Origin of the sequence: Pseudomonas sp. 1D4 (genome assembly GCF_001728925.1) — a bacterium.
In the GTDB taxonomy this organism is placed as follows: domain Bacteria; phylum Pseudomonadota; class Gammaproteobacteria; order Pseudomonadales; family Pseudomonadaceae; genus Metapseudomonas; species Metapseudomonas otitidis.
The window spans coordinates 38,117-60,634 of sequence record NZ_LXJQ01000017.1 but is presented as its reverse complement, the minus strand read 5'-3'; the positions used below and the strand labels follow the sequence as shown (position 1 = coordinate 60,634).

Here is a 22,518-nt window from a genome sequence, read left to right as displayed (position 1 = left end):
CGACATGACCGTTTACGCGATTATCGGTGGTACCGGCCTGACCCAACTGGACGGCCTCAGCATGAAAGCCCTGCTTAATCCCGAGACGCCTTACGGTACGCCGTCCGCAGGGATCGTGCAGGGTGAGTACGCCGGTCGTGAGGTGCTCTTTCTCGCTCGTCACGGCCACCCGCACCGCATTCCCCCGCACCAGGTCAACTACCGCGCCAACCTCTGGGCGCTGAAGCATTCCGGGGCCGAGGCGATCATCGCCGTCAACGCTGTTGGCGGCATTGCCGCCGGGATGGGTACGGGGCAACTGGTGGTGCCGCATCAGGTGATCGACTACACCCAGGGGCGCATCGGCACCTTCTTCGAGGGCGAACTGGACCACGTCACCCACATCGACTTCAGCCACCCCTACGACGAACCGCTGCGGCAGAAGCTGCTCGATGCCCTGCGTCGCGCCGGCCACGCCCACAGCGATTACGGCGTCTATGGCTGCACACAGGGCCCACGCCTGGAGACGGTCGCCGAGATCGCCCGCATGGAGCGTGATGGCTGCGACATCGTCGGCATGACCGGCATGCCTGAGGCCGCCCTCGCTCGCGAGCTGAACCTGCCTTACGCCGCCCTCTCCCTGGTGGTCAATCCGGCAGCCGGCAAGTCCACCAGCATCATCACCATGGCCGAGATCGAGGCCGCGCTTGCGGCGGGTATCGGCAAGGTGCGCGAAACCCTGTCCCTCCTGCTGAAGGCGTGACCGATGCCTGGCCCGGGCGGTAGCTCGGGTCAGGCGTGGGGGAGGGGCGCGAACAGCGCGTCGATGTCTTCCTCGCGCAGGTGCCAGTCGCTTCCGGCCGGCGCGCTCAGCACGCTTTGCGCCAGGTCGGCCTTGCGCTGCTGCAGCTGCTGGATTTTCTCTTCCACCGTGCCCCGGGCGATCAGCTTATAGACGAACACCGGCTTGTTCTGGCCGATGCGGTAGGCGCGGTCGGTGGCCTGGCGTTCGGCTGCCGGATTCCACCAGGGGTCGAAGTGGATCACCGTGTCGGCCTGGGTCAGGTTCAGCCCGGTGCCGCCGGCCTTGAGGCTGATGAGGAACAGCGGCACCTCGCCGGCCTGGAAGCGCTCCACCGGCGTGCGCCGGTCGCGGGTCTCGCCGGTCAGCAGCAGGTAGTCGATCTGCCGCGTCTGCAATTCGCCCTCGATCAGCTCCAGCATGCTGGTGAACTGCGAGAACAGCAGCACCCGCCGGCCTTCCATGAACAGCTCCTCGAGCATTTCCATCAGGCTGTCCAGCTTGCCCGAGGTGCTGCCGCGTACCTCACGCTCCGGTTCCACCAGGCGCAGGTCGCAGCAGGTCTGGCGCAGCTTGAGCAGGGCTTCGAGGATCACCATCTGGCTGCGGGCCATGCCCTTGTGCTCGATTTCCGAACGCACCTTCTGGTCCATCGCCAGGCGCACAGTCTCGTAGAGGTCGCGCTGGGCCTCGCTCAGTTCCACCCAGTGGATCATCTCGGTCTTGGCCGGCAGTTCGGTCGCCACCGACTCCTTGGTGCGCCGCAGCATGAAGGGGCGGATGCGGCCGTTCAGGTGGGCCAGGCGTTCGCTGTCGGCGTGCTTCTCGATGGGGGTGCGGTAGTCACGGGCGAACTGCTTGGCATCGCCCAGCCAGCCGGGCATCAGGAAGTGGAACAGCGACCACAGTTCGCCCAGGTGGTTTTCCAGCGGCGTGCCCGACAGGCACAGGCGCTGGCGGGCCAGCAGCTGGCGCACGGCCTGGGCGGCCTTGCTGGTGGCGGTCTTGATGTTCTGCGCCTCGTCCAGCACCAGCAGGTGCAGCGGCTGCTCCTTCCATTGCGGCAGGTCGCGGGGCAGCAGGGCATAGGTGGTGAGCAGCAGGTCGTGGTCGGCCAGGTGCTCGAAGTCCTTGTGCCGGTTGGGGCCATGCAGCGCCAGGACCTTCAGGTCCGGTGCGAAGCGCGCGGCCTCGTCCTGCCAGTTCGGCACCAGGCTGGTGGGCATCACCACCAGGGCGGGGCGGTCCAGCCGGCCGGCCTCCTTCTCGGTGAGGATATGCGCCAGGGTCTGCAGGGTCTTGCCCAGGCCCATGTCGTCGCCCAGCACGCCGCCGGCGTCCAGCTCACGCAGGGTCTGCAGCCAGGCCAGGCCCTGGAGCTGGTAGGCGCGCAATTCGGCCTTCAGTCCTCTCGGTGCCGGGTGGCTGCCGTGACGGCTGTCCCGCAGGCGTTCGGCGAAGGTGCGCAGGCGCTCGCCGCCTCGCCAGGCCAGGCCGAGGGACTCCAGTTGGTCGAGTCGCGCGGCATCCGGCAGTCCGAGCCGCAGGCTGCGGCCTTCGCCGCGATCCCGCAGGAACAGCTCGCCCAGCGTGCCGAGCAAGGGCTTGAGGCGGCCGTAGGGGAGGGCGACCTGCAGGGGCCGCCCGGTCTCGCTGCTCAGCGTGTCGAGCTGGAGGCGCAGCTGGTCGTCGTCCTTGCGTCGCTGCAGGACCTTGGCGCTGAGCAGCTTGGGGTTGCCCCGGATCAGCTTGAGCAACACTGGCAGCAGGCTGATGCGCTGCCCTTCCACGAGGATGCCCAGTTCCAGGTCGAACCACTGCTGGCCCGGTTGCTCGTCCACCTCGGCATACCAGCCATCCACCGGGGTTAGATCGAAGTGAAAGCCGGGGCGGATCTCGATCAGCCAGCCCTCTTCGCGCAACTGCGGCAGCTGCAGTTGGATGAAGCGCTGCCAGGCCTCGTCGTCGGGCAGCTCGAACAACTCCAGAAGATCCCCCGGCAGGGCCTGGCTCTGCCGCAGGGACTCCTTGAAGCCCAGTTGCCGCAGGCGCTCGCGCAGCGTTTCCTCGGCCTGGGGGTTGCGCTGCATGGCCACCAGCTCGCCATCCTGCCGACGCCTGACCGGGTTGGCGCGGGTGTTCTTGCCGTGGACCAGCGCCCCTGCATAGTCGAAGGCCAGCCCGGCGCGGTGCTGCTGGTTGCCCACCATGCGGCCGCTGCGCAGGTCATAGAGGCTCTGGGCCAGGCTGCCCAGGGCCAGGTGCGGACGTGGCGGGATGTCTTTCAGCAGCCGGGGTGCGCGCGCCGGTGCCGGGGTAACGGGCTCCGGCCGTGCGGCCGGCGGGCCGTCGGACAGCAGCTGGAGGATGGCGGCGACGCAGTGCTTGCAGTTAAGGCCGACCGGGCAGGTGCAGCGACCGATCACCCCGAGCCCATGGGGCGCGAGGCGGATCGTCTGCAGGTAGGGCGTCTCGGCGGAGCCTGCGCAGCTGGCCAGCAGCTGCGTCTCGTCCATGGCCCGCAGGCGCGCTTTCCGCTGCTGGGCGTAGCGGGCGCCGCGGTCGAGCGCGCCCTGGTCGAAGTCCTGGCGCCAGTCTTCCTGGCGCAGGTGCTCGAGCAGGGTGGGCATGTGTCAGAGCGGGTTGATGCGGATCAGGATGCCCAGGCTGGAGTGGTCGAGGTAGGTCAGCTCGCCGCTCTTCAGGCGGGTGCCCTGCTTGATGCGCTCGCTGCTGCTCAGCAGGCCGCTGGCATCGAAGCGGTTGACCCAGAAGTCCACGGACACATCGGTGAAGCGGCCCTGGCTCAGTTCCACGGTGCCTTCCACCGGGAAGTGGCCGAGCTGGCCTTCGCCGGTAGTGACGGCCATCTTGCTCGGGGTGGCGCCAATGCTCTGCGACCAGGCCTTGTGCAACAGCACCTGATAGCCGGCACCGGGGGTGAGGCGGGCGGCTTCGCTGTTCAGGTTGGTGGCGCGCTCACCGACGCTGGACAGGGTCTGGCTGCCGTTGGCCCAGTCATCCGGGGCGTTCTGGCCGGCCGGGACCGGTTCCCCGGCCTGGCGGAAGAGGATCATCTCCACCTGATAGAGCCCGTCGGCGAAGGCGCTGGGAGCCACCAGGGCGAGCAGCAGGGTGATGAAACGGAACGCACGCATGGATCAGTCCTTTAAGCGGATTGCGGAACGAGGCGCTCGAACAGCGCCTCCAGTGTGTTGAAGCGTTCTTCCGGTCGCTCCATCGGGACCAGGAAGCGGAACAGCGTGGCGCCTTCGAACTTGTAGCGCTTGGGCTGGCCCTGGATCAGCTTGATCAGCACCAGCGGGTCGACGCAGGTGTCGGCGGCGAATTCTATCCGACCGCCCTGCGGGCCGGCGTCGACTTTCTTGATGCCGAGCTTTTCTGCCTGCAGTTTCAGCAGGGTCAGGCGCACCAGGTTCTTGGTCGGCTCAGGGAGCAGGCCGAAGCGGTCGATCATTTCCACCTGCAGTTCCTTCAGGCCGTCCTCGTCGGCGGCCGAGGCGATGCGCTTGTAGAGGATCAGGCGCGCATGCACGTCGGGCAGGTAGTCCTCGGGAATCAGCGCCGGTACCCGCAGGTTGATTTCCGGCCCGCCACCCAGGGGTTGCTCCAGGTTGGGCTGCTCGCCCTTCTGGATGGATTTGACCGCGCGTTCGAGCATTTCCATGTAGAGGGTGAAGCCCACGGCCTGGATCTGCCCGCTCTGGCCTTCGCCCAGCAGTTCGCCTGCGCCGCGGATCTCCAGGTCATGGGTGGCCAGTACGAAGCCAGCCCCCAGGTCCTGGGCGTTGGCGATGGCTTCCAGGCGCTTCTGGGCGTCCTCGGTCATCTGTTTGCGCGGCGGCGTCAGCAGGTAGGCGTAGGCCTGGTGGTGGCTGCGGCCGACACGTCCGCGCAGTTGGTGCAACTGGGCCAGGCCGAACTTGTCGGCGCGCTCGATGATGATGGTGTTGGCGCTGGGCACGTCGATGCCGGTTTCGATGATGGTGGAGGCCACCAGCACGTTGAAGCGCTTGTGGTAGAAGTCGCTCATCACCTGTTCGAGTTCGCGCTCGTGCATCTGCCCGTGGCCGATGCCGATACGGGCTTCGGGCACCAGTTCGGCGAGGTCGGCGGCGCACTTCTCGATGGTCTTCACCTCGTTGTGCAGGTAGTAGACCTGGCCACCCCGCAGCAGCTCGCGCAGCAGGGCCTCCTTGATCACCGTGTTCTGCTGCTCCATGACGAAGGTGCGCACCGACAGGCGGCGTGCCGGCGGGGTGGCGATGATCGACAGGTCGCGCATGCCGGCCACGGCCATGTTCAGGGTGCGCGGGATCGGCGTGGCGGTGAGGGTGAGGATGTCCACCTCGCTGCGCAGGGCCTTGAGCTGCTCCTTCTGGCGCACCCCGAAGCGGTGTTCCTCGTCGATGATCACCAGGCCCAGCTGCTTGAAGCGGATGTCGCCTTGCAGCAGGCGGTGGGTGCCGATGACGATGTCCACCTTGCCTTCGGCCAGTTCGTTGGCGGCGTCTTCCACTTCCTTGGCGGTCTTGAATCGGCTCATCACCTCCACGCGCACCGGCCAGTCGGCGAAGCGGTCACGGAAGCTGTTGTAGTGCTGTTGTGCGAGGAGGGTGGTGGGCACCAGCACCGCCACCTGCTTGCCGCTGTGTACGGCGACGAAGGCCGCGCGCATGGCCACCTCGGTCTTGCCGAAGCCCACGTCGCCGCAGACCAGGCGGTCCATCGGCTTGGGCGCCAGCATGTCGGCGACCACGGCCTCGATGGCGGCCTGCTGGTCCGGGGTTTCCTCGAAGGGGAAACCGGCGGAGAAGGTGGCGTAGTCGGCCAGCGGGTCCTTGAAGGCATAGCCTTTTCGCGCAGCGCGGCGGGCGTAGATGTCCAGCAGCTCGGCGGCGACGTCGCGCACCTGTTCGGCGGCTTTGCGCTTGGCCTTCTGCCAGGTTTCCGAGCCCAGGCGGTGCAGCGGTGCCAGGGCATCATCAGTGCCGGTGTAGCGGGCGATCAGGTGCAGGCTGGCGACCGGCACGTAGAGCTTGGCTTCCTCGGCGTACTGCAGGGCGAGGAATTCGGCGGCCTGGCCTTCGATTTCCAGGGTGATCAGGCCGAGGTAGCGGCCCACGCCGTGGTCGATGTGCACCACCGGCGCGCCTTCGCGCAGTTCGGCGAGGTTCTTGATGACGTTGTCGCCACCGTCGCTGCGGCGTTCGCGGCGACGGCGCTGCATGACGCGCTGGCCGAACAGCGGGCTTTCGGCGACCAGCGCCAGGGCCGGCTCGTCAAGCAGCAGGCCCTCGTCCAGCGGCGCGATGGTGATGGCCAGGCGCTCGCTGCTGGCGACGAACTCCGGCCAGCCGGTCACTTCCTGCGGGCGCAGCTTGAGCCGGGCAAGCAGTTCCAGCAGCACTTCGCGGCGGCCGGCCGATTCGGCACTGAACAGCACGCGGCCGGGGAACTCCTCCAGAAAGCGGCGCAGGGCCGCCAGCGGCTCGCTGGCCTTGCCTTCGATGGCGAGGTCGGGCAGGGCGCGGGTGGGGAAGCGTTCGCGGCCCACGCCGGGCTCCAGGTCGCCGCGGTCGGCCACCACGCGCGGCGAGGCTTTCAGCCGGGCGAAGCAATCCTCCACCGGCAGGAACAGTTCGGCCGGCGGCACCAGCGGGCGTTCGGGATCGACGCGACGCTCTTCATAACGGCTGCGCACGTCGCTCCAGAATTGCTCGGCGGCCTGTTCGATGCCGGGCAGGGAGAACACCTGGGTGTTGCCGGGCAGGTAGTCGAAGAGCGTCTCGGTCTCTTCGAAGAACAGCGGCAGGTAGTACTCGATACCGGCCGGGGTGATGCCGGTAGCCAGGTCCTGGTAGATCGGGCAGCGACGGAAGTCGACGTCGAAGCGCTCGCGGAAGCGGCCGCGGAAGTCGGTGACCGCCTTCTTGTCCAGCGGGAACTCACGGGCCGGCAGCAGGCGGATCGACTCCACCTTGTCCACCGAGCGCTGGGTTTCCGGGTCGAAGGTGCGCAGGGTCTCGATCTCGTCATCGAACAGGTCGATGCGGTAGGGCAGGTCGCTGCCCATTGGGAACAGGTCGATCAGCGCACCGCGCACGGCGAACTCGCCGTGCTCGTAGACCGTTTCCACGCAGCGGTAGCCGGCCCCTTCCAGGCGCAGGCGCATCTGCTCCACGTCCAGCTTCTGGCCCACGTCCAGCACCAGGCTCGAACCCAGCAGGAAGCGCCGAGGCGGCAGGCGGTGCAGGGCGGTGGTGATCGGCACCACCAGCACGCCGTGGTCCAGTTCCGGCAGGCGATAGAGGCTGGCCACCCGCTGGGAAATGATGTCCTGATGCGGGGAGAACAGATCGTAGGGCAGGGTTTCCCAGTCCGGGAAGTGCAGCACCGGCAGGTCCGGGGCGAAGAAGCCCAGTTCCTGCTCCAGGCGTTCGGCGCTCTGGCTGTCGGCGGTCAGCAACAGGGTGAAGCGTCGGGCAGCGCTCGCCGCTTCGGCGATGGCCAGGCCAAGGGCCGCACCGTTGAGGTTGCCCCACTGCTGCTTGCCGCTGGCGGTAGGGAGGGTCGGGAGACGCAGGACGGAGGCGGGCAAAAGGAGGCTCCGGTCGGAATTCGAACCGGGCGATTGTAACGATCCCGACCGCTGGATGTCAGTCTTGCGACGGCTGCAGATTGCCGGCGCTTGCGCGCGTCGTCATAATGTAGCCCCTTTTTTCATCCCCTACATGTGGAAGGTACTGCCCGTGACTCAGAAGCCCGACCAGTGTCTCGGTGAATGGATCGATCGTGAAGCCCTCGCGGAAGCGATGATTCCGCTGATCGGCCAGCTCTATCGCAATAACAATGTGGTCACCTCGATCTATGGTCGCGGCCTGATCAACCGTTCCGTGATCGACATCCTCAAAGCCCACCGTTTCGCCCGCCACCGCCTGGCCGACGAAACCGAACTGTCGGTCCACGACACCTTCCCGATCCTGAAGACCATGAGCGAGCTCAAGCTGGGCGCCGCTTCCGTCGACCTGGGCAAGATGGTCGCCAAGTTCAAGGCCGAGGGTGCCGGTCGCAGCCTCGAACAGTTCACCCAGGACGAACTGGCCGAACTGGTTGGCAAGCAGAACGGCGCTGCCCGTGAAGGCACCGACGTTGTCCTCTACGGCTTCGGTCGCATCGGTCGCCTGCTGGCACGCATCCTCATCGAGAAGACCGGTGGCGGCGACGGCCTGCGCCTGCGCGCCATCGTCGTGCGCAAGGGCGCCGAGAACGACCTGGTCAAGCGCGCCAGCCTGCTGCGTCGCGACTCCGTGCACGGTCCGTTCGACGGCACCATCGTCATCGACGAGGAGAACAACACCCTCACCGCCAACGGCAACCTGATCCAGGTGATCTACTCCAACGATCCCGCCTCGGTCGACTACACCGCTTATGGCATCAAGAACGCCCTGCTGGTGGATAACACCGGCAAATGGCGTGACGCCGAGGGTCTGAGCCAGCACCTGAAGTGCCCGGGCATCGACCGCGTGGTCCTCACTGCTCCCGGCAAGGGCGCGCTGAAGAACATCGTCCACGGTATCAACCACGGCGAGATCACTGCCGACGACAAGATCATCTCCGCTGCCTCCTGCACCACCAACGCCATCGTGCCGGTGCTCAAGGCGGTGAATGACAAGTTCGGCATCGCCAACGGCCACGTCGAGACCGTTCACTCGTACACCAACGACCAGAACCTGATCGACAACTTCCACAAGGGCAGCCGCCGTGGTCGCAGCGCCGCGCTGAACATGGTGATCACCGAGACCGGTGCCGCCACCGCAGCCGCCAAGGCCCTGCCGGTGCTGAAAGGCAAGCTGACCGGCAATGCCATCCGTGTGCCGACCCCGAACGTCTCCATGGCCATCCTCAACCTGAACCTGGAGAAGGCCACCACCCGCGACGAGATCAACGAGTACCTGCGCCAGATGGCCATGCACTCCGACCTGCACAAGCAGATCGACTACGTCTCCTCCCAGGAAGTGGTGTCCACCGACTTCGTCGGCTCCCGCCACGCTGGCGTGGTGGATGCCGAAGCCACCATCTGCAACGACAACCGTGTCGTCCTCTACGTCTGGTACGACAACGAGTTCGGCTACAGCTGCCAGGTGGTCCGCGTGATGGAAGACATGGCTGGGGTTAACCCGCCGGCCTTCCCGCGTTAAGTCGCTGGTCCGTGAAAACGGGAGCTCTCGGGCTCCCGTTTTTCATTTTTCCGGCTGTAATCGCTAGACCCTTCCCCTCTTTTCGGAACTCCTGATGGACGGACAACAGCAGCACGCCGGCTCGCTAAAGCGCGGGCTGGAAAACCGCCATATCCAGTTGATCGCCCTGGGTGGCGCCATCGGCACCGGCCTGTTCCTCGGCTCTGCCGGGGTGCTCAAGTCCGCCGGGCCGTCGATGATCCTCGGCTACGCCATCGCCGGCTTCATCGCTTTCCTGATCATGCGCCAGCTCGGCGAGATGATCGTCGAGGAGCCCGTGGCCGGCTCCTTCAGCCACTTCGCCCACAAGTACTGGGGCGGCTATGCGGGCTTCCTGGCCGGCTGGAACTACTGGGTGCTCTATGTGCTGGTGGGCATGGCCGAGTTGACCGCCGTGGGCAAGTACATCCAGTTCTGGTGGCCCGACGTGCCCACCTGGGCGACGGCGGCAGCCTTCTTCGTGCTGATCAACCTGATCAACCTGGCCAACGTCCGGGTCTTCGGCGAGACCGAGTTCTGGTTCGCCCTGGTCAAGGTGGTGGCGATCATCGGCATGATCATCCTCGGCCTCTACCTGCTGGTCTCCGGTACCGGCGGCGAGCAGGCCGCAGTGAGCAACCTCTGGAGTCACGGCGGGTTCTTCCCCAACGGCCTGGAAGGGCTGGTGATGGTCCTGGCGATCATCATGTTCTCCTTCGGTGGGCTGGAGCTGGTGGGCATCACCGCCGCCGAGGCCAGCGAGCCGAAGAAGGTGATCCCGAAGGCGATCAACCAGGTCATCTACCGCATCCTGATCTTCTACATCGGTGCCCTCAGCGTACTGCTGATGCTCTACCCCTGGGACAAGCTGCTGGAAACGCTCAACGCCGCCGGCGACCCCTACAGCAGCAGCCCGTTCGTGCAGATCTTCTCGCTGATCGGCAGCGACACCGCCGCCCACCTGCTGAACTTCGTGGTGCTGACTGCCGCGCTGTCGGTTTACAACAGCGGCGTGTACTGCAACAGCCGCATGCTCTACGGCCTGGCCGAGCAGGGTGATGCGCCGAAGGCACTGCTCAAGGTCAACCGCCGTGGCGTGCCGGTGCTGGCCATTGGCGTGTCTGCGCTGATCACTCTGCTGTGCGTGCTGGTGAACTACCTGGCGCCCAAGCAGGCCCTGGAGCTGTTGATGGCGCTGGTGGTGGCGGCCCTGGTGATCAACTGGGCGATGATCAGTCTGTCGCACCTGATGTTCCGCAAGTCGTTGCAGCGCCAGGGCATCGAGCCCTTCTTCAAATCGCTCTGGTACCCCTTCAGCAACTACCTGTGCCTGGCCTTCGTGATGTTGATCCTGGGCGTGATGCTGATGATCCCGGGCATCAACGTCTCGGTCTATGCCATTCCGTTCTGGCTTGGATTTATTGCGATTTGTTACTGGGTCAGGCGCACCACCGGGGCGCGCCGGTAGAACCTGAAACGGGGGCCTCGGCCCCCGTTTTTCATGGTGTGGCGGGCTATGACCGTTCGTCCGCTGGCTGACTTCCGGTTGCCCGAATAGCTCTAACAGTCGGAAATTTAGGGACTTTCAGTGGCCGCTTGGGAAGTCGCCTCTTTATAATGCGCGGTTCTCGTCCCGGGGCCCTGCCGCGTGCTGCGATTTCAGCCCAGCGCCTGCCTGGCGTTTGGCGGCTACTGTTCCACACCGGGACGAAACCCTTCTCAAGGTTCAGGCGAGAAACATGACAAGAATCAGACGGGGGTTGGACCTGCCCATCGCAGGCCAACCTGAGCAGCGCATCGAGGCTGCGCGAGCCGTGCGTAGCGTGGCCGTGATCGGCTTCGACTATCACGGCATGAAGCCCACCATGCAGGTGCAGGTCGGCGACCGGGTGAAGCTGGGCCAGGTCCTCTTCACCGACAAGAAGAGCCCCGGCGTAGCGTTCACCGCCCCGGCCGCGGGTGTGGTATCGGCCATCCACCGTGGCGAGCAGCGCGTGCTGCAGTCGGTGGTGATCGATGTGGACGGCGACGACGAAGTCGTCTTCGATACCTGCCCGGACAGCGCCCTGGATGCCCTCGAACCCCAGGCCGTGCGGGACAACCTGCAGCGTTCGGGGCTGTGGGCTGCGCTGCGCACGCGCCCGTTCAGCCGGGTGCCGGCTGTCGATGCCGTTCCCAGCTCGATCTTCGTGACCGCCCTCGATACCCACCCGCTGGCCGCTGATCCGCAACCGATCATCGCTGCCCATGCCGAAGACTTCGAGCGTGGCCTCAAGGTGCTGGCACGCCTGGGTCAGGTGTTCCTGTGCAAAGCAGACGGGGTCAGCCTGCCGGGCGAACAGGTTGCCGGCGTGCGCGCCGAGGCTTTCTCCGGCCCGCATCCGGCGGGTCTTCCGGGCACCCACATCCATTTCCTCGACCCGGTCAGCGCCACCAAGAGCGTCTGGCACATCGGTTATCAGGACGTGATCGCCGTCGGCAAGCTGTTCGCCACCGGCCGCCTGTGGGTCGAGCGTGTCGTGGCCCTGGCCGGCCCGGTGGTGGAGAAGCCGCGCCTGCTGGCCACCCGCCTGGGCGCCAGTCTTGACGAACTGACCGCCGGCGAACTCAAGCCCGGCGTCAATCGCGTGGTGTCCGGCTCCCTGTTGGGCGGTCGCACCTCCCGCGGCGCCTGCGCCTACCTGGGGCGCTACCACCTGCAGGTGTCCTGCCTCGCCGAAGGCCACGACCGCGAGCTGATGCACTACCTGCGCGCCGGCGTGAACAAGCACTCGGTGCTGAACATCTTCGTTTCCAAGCTGATGGCCGCCCGCCGGTTCGCCTTCAGCACCACCACCAACGGCAGTCCGCGCGCCATGGTGCCGGTGGGCAACTACGAGGCGGTGATGCCGCTGGACATCCTGCCCACCCAGTTGCTGCGCTACCTCATCGTCGGCGACACCGAGATGGCCCAGAAACTGGGCTGCCTGGAGCTGGACGAAGAAGACCTGGCGCTGTGCAGCTACGTGTGCGCCGGCAAGTACGAATACGGCCCCATCCTGCGGGACAACCTCAACCGCATCGAGAAGGAGGGCTGACATGGGCCTGCGCAAATTCCTCGACCGGATCGAGCACAACTTCGAGCAAGGCGGCCGCTTCGAGAAGTGGTACGCCCTGTACGAAGCGATCGACACCTTCTTCTACCGGCCGGCCAGTGTCACCCGGACCACGGCCCATGTGCGCGATGGCATCGACCTCAAGCGCATGATGATCACCGTGTGGCTCTGTACCTTCCCCGCGATGTTCTTCGGTATGTGGAACGTCGGCTACCAGGCCAACTTGGTGTTCGCCCAGAGCCCTGACCTGCTGGCCGCCCAGGATGGCTGGCGCTTCGCGCTGATCGGCAGCCTGGCCGGCTTCGACCCCAACAGCCTGTGGGACAACATCATCCAGGGCGCCGCCTGGTTCCTGCCCATCTACGCCGTGACCTTTATCGTCGGCGGCTTCTGGGAAGTGCTGTTCGCCGCCATCCGCCGCCATGAAGTGAACGAAGGCTTCTTCGTCACCTCCGTGCTCTTTGCCCTGACCCTGCCGCCGAGCATCCCGCTGTGGCAGGTGGCCCTGGGCATCAGCTTCGGCGTGGTGCTGGGCAAGGAAGTGTTCGGCGGTACCGGCAAGAACTTCCTCAACCCCGCCCTGGTGGGCCGTGCCTTCCTGTTCTTCGCCTACCCGGCGCAGCTCTCCGGCGACAGCGTGTGGACGGCGGTGGACGGCTTCGCCGGCGCCACGTCCCTGAGCCTGGGCGCTGCCGGTGGCGTGGAGAACATCATCGGTCACGGCATCACCTGGATGGACGCCTTCCTCGGCACCATCCACGGCTCCATCGGCGAGACCAGTACCCTGGCCATCTTCATCGGCGGCGGTGTGCTGCTGCTGACCCGCATCGCCGCCTGGCGCATCGTCGTCGGTGTGCTGCTGGGCATGATCGCCACCAGCACGTTGTTCAACGCCATCGGTTCCGACACCAACCCGATGTTCGCCATGCCCTGGTACTGGCACCTGGTCCTCGGCGGCTTCGCCTTCGGCATGATGTTCATGGCCACCGACCCGGTGTCCGCCTCCATGACCAACACCGGCAAATGGCTGTTCGGCGCACTGATCGGCCTGATGGTGGTGCTGATCCGCGTGGTCAACCCCGCCTTCCCCGAAGGCATGATGCTGGCGATCCTCTTCGCCAACCTCTGTGCACCGCTGATCGACCACTTCGTCGTCCAGGCCAACATCAAGCGGAGGCTGGCACGCCATGGCTAACCAGAAGGAATCCACGATCCGTACCTTGCTGGTGGCCCTGGTGGTCTGCCTGGTGTGCTCCATCTTCGTCGCCGGCGGGGCGGTGGCCCTCAAGCCGGTGCAGGTGGAGAACCGCGAGCTGGACAAGCAGCGCAGCATCCTCTCCATCGCTGGCCTCGGCCAGCCGGGCATGTCCGCCAGCGAAGTGAAGGCGCTCTATGCCGAGCGCATCACCGCCAAGGTGGTGGACCTCTCCAGCGGTGAGTACAGCGACGCCATCCAGGCCGCCGGCTTCGACCCGCTGAAGGCCGCCAAGGACCCGAAGCTCTCCGACGCCCTGCCGGGTGACCAGGACATCGCCTCCATCAAGCGCCGCGAGCGCTTCACCACCGTCTACCTGGTGGAGAAGGACGGCCAGTTGGACACCCTGATCCTGCCGGTGCGTGGCTACGGCCTGTGGTCGACCCTGTATGGCTTCCTCGCCCTCAAGGGTGATCTCAATACCGTGGTCGGCCTCGGCTTCTACCAGCACGGCGAGACGCCCGGCCTCGGCGGCGAGGTGGACAACCCGAAATGGAAGGCGCTGTGGAACGGCAAGAGCCTGTTCGATGAGCAGGGCCAACTGGCCATCCAGATCATCAAGGGCAGTGTCGAGCCCGGTTCGCCCAGCGCCAGCCACCAGGTCGACGGCCTGGCCGGTGCCACGCTGACCAGCAAGGGCGTCAACAACCTGCTGCATTTCTGGCTCGGCAAGAACGGCTTCGGCCCCTTCCTGGCCAAGCTCAACGACGGGGAGGCATGAACATGGCGCAACCCACGATCCGCTCGGTCCTGCTGGACCCGATCCTGCACAACAACCCCATCGGCCTGCAGATCCTCGGCATCTGCTCGGCCCTGGCGGTCACCTCCAACCTGAAGACCGCGCTGGTGATGTCCATCGCCCTGACGCTGGTGACCGGCTTCTCCAACCTGTTCATCTCGATGATCCGCAGCCAGATCCCCAGCTCGATCCGCATGATCGTGCAGATGGTGATCATCGCCTCGCTGGTGATCGTGGTCGACCAGGTGCTCAAGGCCTATGCCTTCAGCCTGTCCAAGCAGCTCTCGGTGTTCGTCGGCCTGATCATCACCAACTGCATCGTGATGGGCCGCGCCGAGGCCTTCGCCATGGCCAACCCGCCGCTGCTGTCGTTCTTCGACGGCATCGGCAACGGCCTCGGCTACAGCGCCATGCTCATCGCCCTTGGTGTGATCCGCGAGCTGTTCGGCTCCGGCAAGCTGCTGGGCTACGAGATCCTCCCGGTGATCAACGACGGCGGCTGGTACCAGCCCAACGGCATGCTGCTGCTGCCGCCCTCGGCCTTCTTCCTCATCGGCCTGATCATCTGGGCCCTGCGCAGCTGGAAGACCGAGCAGAAGGAAGCCCCGTCCTTCAAGATCGCGCCCCAGGTATCCAACAAGGAGGCCTACTGATGGAGCACTACATCAGCCTGTTCGTGAAGGCGGTGTTCGTCGAGAACATGGCCCTGGCCTTCTTCCTCGGCATGTGCACCTTCATCGCCATTTCCAAGAAGGTGGAAACCGCCATCGGCCTCGGCATCGCCGTGATCGTGGTGCAGGCCATCACCGTGCCGGCCAACAACCTGCTCTACACCCTCCTGCTCAAGGACGGGGCGCTGGCCTGGGCCGGCCTGCCGGACGTGGACCTGTCGTTCCTCGGCCTGCTCAGCTACATCGGGGTCATCGCCGCCATCGTGCAGATCCTCGAGATGCTGCTCGACAAGTACGTGCCCTCGCTCTACAACGCCCTCGGCGTGTTCCTGCCGCTGATCACGGTGAACTGCGCCATCATGGCCGGCTCGCTGTTCATGGTGGAGCGCGACTACAACCTGAGCGAGAGCGTGGTCTACGGCGTCGGTTCCGGCTTCTCCTGGGCCCTGGCCATTGCGCTGCTCGCCGGCATCCGCGAGAAGCTCAAGTACAGCGATGTACCCGAGGGCCTGCAGGGCCTGGGCATCACCTTCATCACCATCGGCCTGATGTCGCTGGGCTTCATGTCCTTTTCGGGCGTCCAGTTGTAAGGAGACGACATGCCGAGTTTCGAAATCTTCCTCGCCATTGGCATGTTCACCGCCATCGTCCTCGCGCTGGTGGTGGTCATCCTCGCCGCCCGCGCCAAGCTGGTTTCCAGCGGCGACGTGAACATCGTGATCAACCGTGAACGCACCATCACCGTCCCGGCCGGCGGCAAGCTGCTGCAGACCCTGGCGGCGCAGAACATCTTCCTCTCCTCGGCCTGCGGCGGCGGCGGTACCTGCGCCCAGTGCAAGTGCGTGGTGGAGAGCGGTGGCGGCGAGATGCTGCCCACCGAGGAGTCCCACTTCACCCGCCGCCAGGCGAAGGAAGGCTGGCGCCTGTCCTGCCAGACTCCGGTGAAGCAGGATATGCACATCGAAGTACCCGAAGAGGTCTTCGGGGTGAAGAAGTGGGAATGCACGGTGGAGTCCAACCCCAACGTCGCCACCTTCATCAAGGAGCTGACCCTGCGCCTGCCGGAAGGGGAGAGCGTGGATTTCCGCGCCGGTGGCTACGTCCAGTTGGAATGCCCGCCCCACGTGGTCAATTACAAGGACTTCGACATCCAGCCCGAGTACCGCGCCGACTGGGACAAGTTCAACCTCTGGAAGTACGTTTCCAAGGTCGACGAGACCGTCATCCGCGCCTACTCCATGGCCAACTACCCGGACGAGAAGGGCATCGTGAAGTTCAACATCCGCGTGGCCTCGCCGCCGCCGGGCAAGGACGAGATCCCTCCGGGCAAGATGTCCTCCTGGGTGTTCAACCTCAAGCCGGGCGACAAGGTCACCGTGTACGGCCCCTTCGGCGAGTTCTTCGCCAAGGAGACCCAGGCCGAGATGGTCTTCATCGGTGGCGGTGCGGGTATGGCGCCCATGCGCTCGCACATCTTCGACCAGCTCAAGCGCCTGGGCTCCCAGCGCAAGATCAGCTTCTGGTATGGCGCGCGCTCCCTGCGTGAAGCCTTCTACACCGAGGAGTACGACCAGTTGGCCGCCGAGAACCCCAACTTCCAGTGGCACCTGGCGCTGTCCGACCCGCAGCCCGAGGACAACTGGACCGGCTACACCGGTTTCATCCACAACGTGCTGTTCGAGAACTACCTCAAGGACCATCCGGCCCCCGAGGACTGCGAGTTCTACATGTGCGGCCCGCCGATGATGAACGCGGCAGTGATCAAGATGTTGTTGGACCTGGGCGTCGAGCGCGAGAACATCCTGCTGGACGACTTCGGTGGTTAAACCTTTTGTATTGCTGCTTTCGGCCAGCTTCCTGCTGGCCGGTTGCGGCGACTCCCTGGAACAGTTCGGCGGCCCGACCATGGGCAGCAGCTACTCGGTGAAGTACGTGCGCAACGCGTCCGGGCCCTCCGTGGAGCAGGCGCGGGGCGAAGTGGAGGGCATCCTTGCCGAGATCGACCGGCATATGTCCACCTACCGCGCCGACTCCGACGTGGAGCGCTTCAACGCCCTGCCGGCAGGCCGCTGCATGGTCCTGCCGGCGCCCATGCTGGAACTGGTGGCCTTTGGCGACAGCCTGTCCGCACAAAGTGACGGCGCTTTCGACATGACCCTGGAGCCGCTGCTCAACCTCTGGGGCTTCGGCCCGCAGTCACGAGGCGACCAGGTGCCCAGCGCCGAGGCCATCGCCACGGCCCGGGCCGATGTCGGTCACCAGCACCTCAAGCGCCAGGGCAACGAGCTGTGCAAGGACGCCGCCGTGCAACTGGATTTCAACGCCATCGCCGCCGGCTACGCCGTGGACCGTGTCACCGCTCGGCTGGGCGAGCTGGGCGTGACCAGCTCCCTGGTGGAGATCACCGGGGAAATGAAGGCCGTCGGCCGCAAGCCCGACGGCAGCCCCTGGCGCGTGGCCATCGAAGCACCGCGCGACGACCGCCAGGTGGCGCAGAAGATTGTTGCATTGCAGGACATGGGCATTTCCACCTCAGGCGACTATCGAAACTACTTCGAGCGGGGTGGTCAGCGGTATTCTCACACCCTCGATCCCACGAGCGCTGCACCGATCACCCACCACCTGGCAGCAGTCACGGTCATCGACCCGTCGGCGCTGAGGGCTGACGGACTGTCTACGCTGTTGATGGTGCTCGGCCCCGAGGCCGGCCTGGCGTTTGCCGACCGCCACGACATCGCCGCGTTCTTCGTAACCCGTGAAGGCACGGGCTTCACCACCCGCGGCAGTCGCCGCTTCGAGCAACTGTTCCCCACGGAGGCGCACTGAACATGACTTGGCTACTGGTCTTCCTGATCATGCTGCTGGTGGTGCTGGGCATGGCCGTTGGCGTGATCATGGGGCGCAAGCCCATCGCCGGTTCCTGCGGTGGCATCGCCAACCTGGGAATCGAGAAGGAATGCTCGATCTGTGGTGGCAATCGCGAAAAGTGCGAGGAGGTCAATCGCACTGGCGATGTAGTGGATGCGGAACTCGCCTACGACGCGACCAAGCGCTAATGTGCAGCGCCATGCAGTGTGACTAAGCTGCGCGCCGAATTCGAATTGCCACGGCCGCTGGTGCCGTGGCCCCGCCGGGGGCGCTGACGACCCTCGGTCCGTGTATGAGGAGTAAGCATGGCTGTCTACAACTACGACGTAGTGGTGCTGGGTTCCGGCCCGGCGGGTGAGGGTGCGGCAATGAACGCCGCCAAGGCGGGCCGCAAGGTCGCCGTGGTGGACAGCCGCCGCGAAGTCGGCGGCAACTGCACCCATCTGGGCACCATCCCTTCCAAGGCCCTGCGTCACTCCGTCCGACAGATCATGCAGTTCAACACCAACCCGATGTTCCGCCAGATTGGCGAGCCGCGTTGGTTCTCCTTCCCCGACGTGCTCAAGAGCGCCGAGAAGGTCATCGCCAAGCAGGTGGCCTCGCGCACCGGCTACTACGCCCGCAACCGCATCGACACCTTCTTCGGCACCGGCAGCTTCCATGACGAGCAGACCATCGAAGTGGTGTGCCTGAACGGCGTGGTGGAGCGCCTGGTGGCCAAGCAGATCATCGTCGCCACCGGTTCACGCCCCTACCGCCCTGCCGACGTCGACTTCACCCACCCGCGCATCTACGACAGCGACACCATCCTCGGCCTGACCCACACCCCGCGCCGGATCATCATCTACGGAGCCGGGGTGATCGGTAGCGAATACGCCTCGATCTTCAGTGGCCTGGGCGTGCTGGTGGACCTGATCGACAACCGCGACCAACTGCTCAGCTTCCTCGACGACGAAATCTCCGATGCCCTCAGCTACCACCTGCGCAACAACAACGTGCTCATCCGCCACAACGAGGAGTACGAACGCATCGAAGGGGTGGACAACGGCGTGGTCCTGCACCTGAAGTCCGGCAAGAAGATCAAGGCCGACTGCCTGCTGTGGTGCAACGGCCGTACCGGCAATACCGACCGCCTGGGTCTGGAGAACATCGGCATCAAGGTCAACAGCCGTGGCCAGATCAGCGTCGACGAACACTACCGCACCGAGGTCAGCAACGTCTTCGCCGCCGGTGACGTGATCGGCTGGCCTAGCCTGGCCAGCGCTGCCGCCGACCAGGGCCGCTCCGCTGCCGGGAGCGCTGTGGAGAACGATAGCTGGCGCTTCGTCGATGACGTGCCCACCGGCATCTACACCATCCCCGAGATCAGCTCCATCGGTAAGAACGAGAAGGAACTGACCCAGGCCAAGATCCCCTACGAAGTCGGCAAGGCCTTCTTCAAGGGCATGGCCCGTGCGCAGATCGCCGTGGAACCGGTGGGGATGCTGAAGATCCTGTTCCACCGCGAGACCCTGGAAGTGCTCGGCGTGCATTGCTTCGGCTACCAGGCTTCGGAGATCGTCCACATCGGCCAGGCGATCATGAACCAGAAGGGTGAAGCGAATACCATCAAGTACTTCATCAACACCACCTTCAACTACCCGACCATGGCGGAAGCCTATCGGGTGGCGGCGTTCGACGGCCTCAACCGGCTTTTTTGAGCGGCACCGGCCGGGCGCCTGAACCGGCCGGGGAGGACCCTCTCGGGGAGCCGGCCAACTGGCATTGGCCTAATCGCGAGAGCTTCTGATCAGGCAGCGCCCATGAAAAAAACCGGCCCAACTGGCCGGTTTTTTCGTGTCTGCTGTCAACCGTAGGGTGGGCTTCAGCCCACCGCCTGCCCAAGCCGTACGTAGCCGGGCTTCAGCCCGGGAACAACGAGGCTTCATCGTGGCAACGTGCTCACCGCCACGCCAGGGAAGTCGGTGATGATGCTGTCTACGCCGAAGTCGGCGAGGCGCCGCATCAGGGCCGGCTCGTTCACCGTCCACACCGATACGTGCAGCCCCTGCTTCTGAGCCCGCAGCATGCGCTCCGGTGTGCACAGGGTCCAGTTCAGCGCCAGCAGGCTGCAGCCGTGATGGGCAGCGACCTTCAGCGGATCGAGCCAGGCGTATTCCGCAACCAGCCCGCGGGACAGCTTCGGCGTCAGCCTGTTCAGCGCGCGCAGCACCTCGCGGGAGCTGGAGGTGACCGTCACCTTGTCCATCAACCCGTAGTGCTCGGCCAATTCCTGGATCGCCAGCACGGTACGCGCGGCGCGCACGCGGGAGGCGCTCTTCACCTCCAGTTGCCAATGCTCGAAGTCGCAGTGCTCGAACAGCTCGGACAGGCGCGGGATGGGGCAGGGGCTGACCCAGCCCGGGCCACCTTGGCGCGCGTCGTACTTCACCAGTTCATCGGCATCGTGCTCCACCACCTTGCCGCGGCGGCCTGTGGTGCGCTTGAGGGTCGGGTCATGGATCACCATCAGCTCGCCGTCGCGGGACAGATGCAGGTCCAGCTCGCAACGCTTGACGCCGTGGGACAGGCATTGCTGAAAGCTGGCCAGGGTGTTTTCCGGGCATTCGCCCTTGGCGCCGCGATGGCCGTAGATCAGGGTCACTGGGAAACCTCGGGGTTGCGGGGTTGGTGGTGGCGAACGCTGTCGATCACGCGGCCGCTCTCGAAATAGACGGAGAACTCACGGTAGTCCCAGCGGGCGATCGGCGGCTTGCCGACAGCCGGGTGTTCCTCGTCCGGGAGGCCGAAGCGCTCCAGCACGGCGCGTTGCGACTCACCGCGCGCAGGCAGCGGGGTACCGCTGTCGCCTTGCTGGCCCAGCGGAATTTCCAGGGTGTCGGCGAGGGCGGGGAGGGGCAGGGCGAGGCAGAGCAGAAGCAGCAGACGCAACATGGATTCATCCTGAAGACGGGCGTTGGCGGGCCAGGCGACGGACCTGAGCCTGTTTCTGCAGGATATGCCGGGCCAGCAACTGGCGCTGTGCGTCAGTCAGCGCTTCGAATTCGGTGCCCAGCTCGTACTGGCCGTCCTCGCGCGGCTTGCAGTGGATCACCACCGCGCGCAGCAGCAGGCCAAGCGCCTGGGGCATCAGCACCATCTTGATCGCCAGGTGGGCGCCTTCTGCGAACGCCTGCGCCGTGACGAAACCCACGCCGCCTTCGGAGAGCGTCACCTGCCGGGGCGGGCCGATGTCGCGCATCAGGCTCTGGGCCACTGCCTGGCCCAACAGGTCGATGCGCTTGTTCATCACCTTCAGGTAGTTGGCCAGGGTGCGGTCACGCTCGGCGATGTGGCGCAACAGGTGCTGGGACTCGAAGTCCATCAGGTGCAGGTCGCTGAGCAGGTTGAACAGCGGGGAAGGGTCCTGGAGGGCTTCCCCAGCCTGCGCCTGGGCACTGGAAAGCGGCGTGAATTCCAGTGCGATCGTGTCTTCGATGCGGTAGTATTCGCGGCGATCATCCGCGTCTCGTGTCGACATGGCGAACCCATGGCAGCAGTGGTGGTCAGAGTGTAAACGCTGCTTGCCAAGCCCCGCCACAAGGACGTTTCCTTCTTCGCCCGCGAACGACTTTCCCTATGTTCAGACCGCTGCCCCTGTTTATCGGCGCACGCTACACACGCGCCAGACGTCGCAGTTACTTCGTTTCATTCATCTCGCTGACGTCCATGATCGGCCTCGCCCTCGGCGTGCTGGTGATGATCCTCGTGCTGTCCGTGATGAACGGCTTCGACCGGGAGATGCGCGAGCGCGTGTTGGGCATGGTGCCCCACGCCACCCTCGAATCCGCCGTGCCGATCAACGACTGGCAGACCCTCGCCGAGCAGGTCCGGCAACAGCCGGGCGTGGCCGCCGTGGCGCCCTACATCCAGATGCAGGGCCTGCTGACCAGCAATGGCCAGGTGCAGAAGGTGCTGGTGAATGCGGTGGAGCCCGACCTCGAAGGTGCCGTGTCGATCATCGGTAACTTCATGCAGCAGGGCAGTATCCAGGACCTGCGCCCGGGCGAGTTCGGCATCGTCATCGGCGACCGTGCCGCCGCCAAGCTGGGGGTGAAGATGGGCGACAAGGTCACCATCGTCCTCCCCGAAGTCTCGGTGACGCCGGCCGGGGTCTTCCCGCGCATGAAGCGCTTCACCGTGGTCGGCCTGTTCCATGTCGGCGCCGGTGAGCTGGATGGCTTCCTGGCGCTGACCAACCTGCAGGACACCGCCCGCCTGCACCGCTGGAAACCCGAGCAGGTGCAGGGGCTGCGGCTCAAGCTGGACGACCTGTTCCAGGCCCCGCAGATCGCCTGGCAGATCGCCGGGCAGCTCAAGGGCGAGGACTTCTACGCCCGCGACTGGACCCGCACCCACGGCAACCTCTACCAGGCCATCGGCATGGAGAAGACCATGATCGGCCTGTTGCTGTTGCTGATCGTCGCCGTGGCCGCCTTCAACATCATCTCCACCCTGGTGATGGTGGTGACCGACAAGAAGGGCGACATCGCCATCCTCCGCACCCTCGGCGCCACGCCGGGGCAGATCATGGGCATCTTCATGGTCCAGGGCACGGTGATCGGCGTGGTCGGCACCGCCATCGGCTGCGTACTGGGCGTGCTCGCCGCCCTCAACATCAGCGCCGCCATCGACGGCCTGGAGCAGCTGATCGGCCACAAATTCCTCAGCGCCGAGGTGTACTTCATCGACTACCTGCCCTCCCAGCTCAAGCTGGAGGACGTGGTCCTGGTCTGCGGCGCTGCTCTGATCCTGAGTTTCTTCGCCACCCTTTACCCGGCCTGGCGTGCCTCCCGCACCCAGCCTGCTGAGGCGCTTCGTTATGAGTGA

19 protein-coding genes are annotated in these 22,518 nt (G+C 65.5%); 13 read left to right on the top strand and 6 right to left on the bottom strand.

Annotated features, from left to right (window positions below; genetic code table 11):
• Window positions 1-4 precede the first annotated feature (4 nt).
• Window positions 5-742, top strand: coding sequence for an S-methyl-5'-thioinosine phosphorylase (locus A7D27_RS11165; protein WP_069564912.1), 738 nt, complete (start codon window positions 5-7; stop codon window positions 740-742).
• 29 nt (window positions 743-771) lie between these two features.
• Here the strand turns inward: A7D27_RS11165 and A7D27_RS11160 are convergent, their stop codons facing one another.
• From A7D27_RS11160 to mfd, 3 genes are read right to left on the bottom strand one after another with little or no spacing between them, the layout of a single operon-like run.
• The gene (locus tag A7D27_RS11160; protein WP_069564911.1) at window positions 772-3,411 is read right to left on the bottom strand and encodes a DEAD/DEAH box helicase; all 2,640 of its coding nucleotides are present in this window, start codon (window positions 3,409-3,411) and stop codon (window positions 772-774) included.
• 3 nt (window positions 3,412-3,414) lie between these two features.
• Complete coding sequence (locus A7D27_RS11155) at window positions 3,415-3,939, bottom strand: CsiV family protein (RefSeq protein WP_069564910.1); 525 nt, start codon at window positions 3,937-3,939, stop codon at window positions 3,415-3,417.
• Window positions 3,940-3,950: 11 nt separating this feature from the next.
• Window positions 3,951-7,403 (bottom strand): transcription-repair coupling factor, encoded by a 3,453-nt coding sequence (gene mfd / locus A7D27_RS11150; protein WP_069564909.1) that lies wholly within the window; start codon window positions 7,401-7,403, stop codon window positions 3,951-3,953.
• A 133-nt stretch (window positions 7,404-7,536) separates the two neighbouring features.
• On the opposite strand from mfd, the gene A7D27_RS11145 reads away from it, so the two are divergent.
• The 11 genes from A7D27_RS11145 (at window position 7,537) to sthA (ending at window position 19,349) form a co-directional block, all read left to right on the top strand.
• Window positions 7,537-9,003: a glyceraldehyde-3-phosphate dehydrogenase gene (locus A7D27_RS11145; RefSeq protein ID WP_069564908.1), complete on the top strand. Its 1,467-nt coding sequence runs from the start codon at window positions 7,537-7,539 to the stop codon at window positions 9,001-9,003.
• Window positions 9,004-9,097: 94 nt separating this feature from the next.
• Window positions 9,098-10,489 (top strand): amino acid permease, encoded by a 1,392-nt coding sequence (locus A7D27_RS11140; protein ID WP_069561707.1) that lies wholly within the window; start codon window positions 9,098-9,100, stop codon window positions 10,487-10,489.
• A gap of 271 nt (window positions 10,490-10,760) precedes the next feature.
• Window positions 10,761-12,098: a Na(+)-translocating NADH-quinone reductase subunit A gene (locus A7D27_RS11135; protein WP_069561706.1), complete on the top strand. Its 1,338-nt coding sequence runs from the start codon at window positions 10,761-10,763 to the stop codon at window positions 12,096-12,098.
• A 1-nt stretch (window position 12,099) separates the two neighbouring features.
• Complete coding sequence (locus tag A7D27_RS11130) at window positions 12,100-13,311, top strand: NADH:ubiquinone reductase (Na(+)-transporting) subunit B (protein WP_069564907.1); 1,212 nt, start codon at window positions 12,100-12,102, stop codon at window positions 13,309-13,311.
• A complete protein-coding gene (locus A7D27_RS11125; protein WP_069561704.1) occupies window positions 13,304-14,092 on the top strand; it encodes a Na(+)-translocating NADH-quinone reductase subunit C in 789 nt (262 codons plus the stop codon). Before A7D27_RS11130 ends, A7D27_RS11125 begins: the two co-directional genes overlap by 8 nt.
• Window positions 14,089-14,763 (top strand): NADH:ubiquinone reductase (Na(+)-transporting) subunit D, encoded by a 675-nt coding sequence (locus A7D27_RS11120; protein ID WP_170832289.1) that lies wholly within the window; start codon window positions 14,089-14,091, stop codon window positions 14,761-14,763. The genes A7D27_RS11125 and A7D27_RS11120 overlap by 4 nt, the downstream gene beginning before the upstream one ends.
• On the top strand, window positions 14,763-15,371 hold the full coding sequence (gene nqrE, locus A7D27_RS11115) for an NADH:ubiquinone reductase (Na(+)-transporting) subunit E (RefSeq protein ID WP_069561703.1): 609 nt from the start codon (window positions 14,763-14,765) through the stop codon (window positions 15,369-15,371). Before A7D27_RS11120 ends, nqrE begins: the two co-directional genes overlap by 1 nt.
• Before the next feature lie 9 nt (window positions 15,372-15,380).
• The gene (gene nqrF, locus A7D27_RS11110; protein ID WP_069561702.1) at window positions 15,381-16,607 is read left to right on the top strand and encodes an NADH:ubiquinone reductase (Na(+)-transporting) subunit F; all 1,227 of its coding nucleotides are present in this window, start codon (window positions 15,381-15,383) and stop codon (window positions 16,605-16,607) included.
• A gap of 79 nt (window positions 16,608-16,686) precedes the next feature.
• On the top strand, window positions 16,687-17,607 hold the full coding sequence (locus A7D27_RS11105) for an FAD:protein FMN transferase (RefSeq protein WP_371914815.1): 921 nt from the start codon (window positions 16,687-16,689) through the stop codon (window positions 17,605-17,607).
• Between the two features lie 2 nt (window positions 17,608-17,609).
• Window positions 17,610-17,837 (top strand): (Na+)-NQR maturation NqrM, encoded by a 228-nt coding sequence (nqrM, locus tag A7D27_RS11100; RefSeq protein WP_069561700.1) that lies wholly within the window; start codon window positions 17,610-17,612, stop codon window positions 17,835-17,837.
• Window positions 17,838-17,954: 117 nt separating this feature from the next.
• Window positions 17,955-19,349 (top strand): Si-specific NAD(P)(+) transhydrogenase, encoded by a 1,395-nt coding sequence (gene sthA / locus A7D27_RS11095; RefSeq protein ID WP_069561699.1) that lies wholly within the window; start codon window positions 17,955-17,957, stop codon window positions 19,347-19,349.
• Window positions 19,350-19,573: 224 nt separating this feature from the next.
• Here the strand turns inward: sthA and A7D27_RS11090 are convergent, their stop codons facing one another.
• The 3 genes from A7D27_RS11090 to A7D27_RS11080 are packed head-to-tail and all read right to left on the bottom strand — an operon-like array spanning window position 19,574 to window position 21,169.
• Window positions 19,574-20,293, bottom strand: coding sequence for a glycerophosphodiester phosphodiesterase (locus A7D27_RS11090; RefSeq protein ID WP_069564905.1), 720 nt, complete (start codon window positions 20,291-20,293; stop codon window positions 19,574-19,576).
• A complete protein-coding gene (locus A7D27_RS11085) occupies window positions 20,290-20,583 on the bottom strand; it encodes a phosphodiesterase (RefSeq protein ID WP_069561697.1) in 294 nt (97 codons plus the stop codon). The genes A7D27_RS11090 and A7D27_RS11085 overlap by 4 nt, the downstream gene beginning before the upstream one ends.
• A 4-nt stretch (window positions 20,584-20,587) precedes the next feature.
• Window positions 20,588-21,169 carry a PilZ domain-containing protein gene (locus A7D27_RS11080; protein ID WP_069564928.1) on the bottom strand — a complete coding sequence of 194 codons (582 nt, stop codon included), beginning with the start codon at window positions 21,167-21,169 and terminating at the stop codon, window positions 20,588-20,590.
• 98 nt (window positions 21,170-21,267) lie between these two features.
• Between A7D27_RS11080 and A7D27_RS11075 the strand changes: the two genes are divergently transcribed.
• Entirely contained in the window at window positions 21,268-22,518 is a 1,251-nt protein-coding gene (locus A7D27_RS11075) for a lipoprotein-releasing ABC transporter permease subunit (RefSeq protein WP_069564904.1), read from the top strand.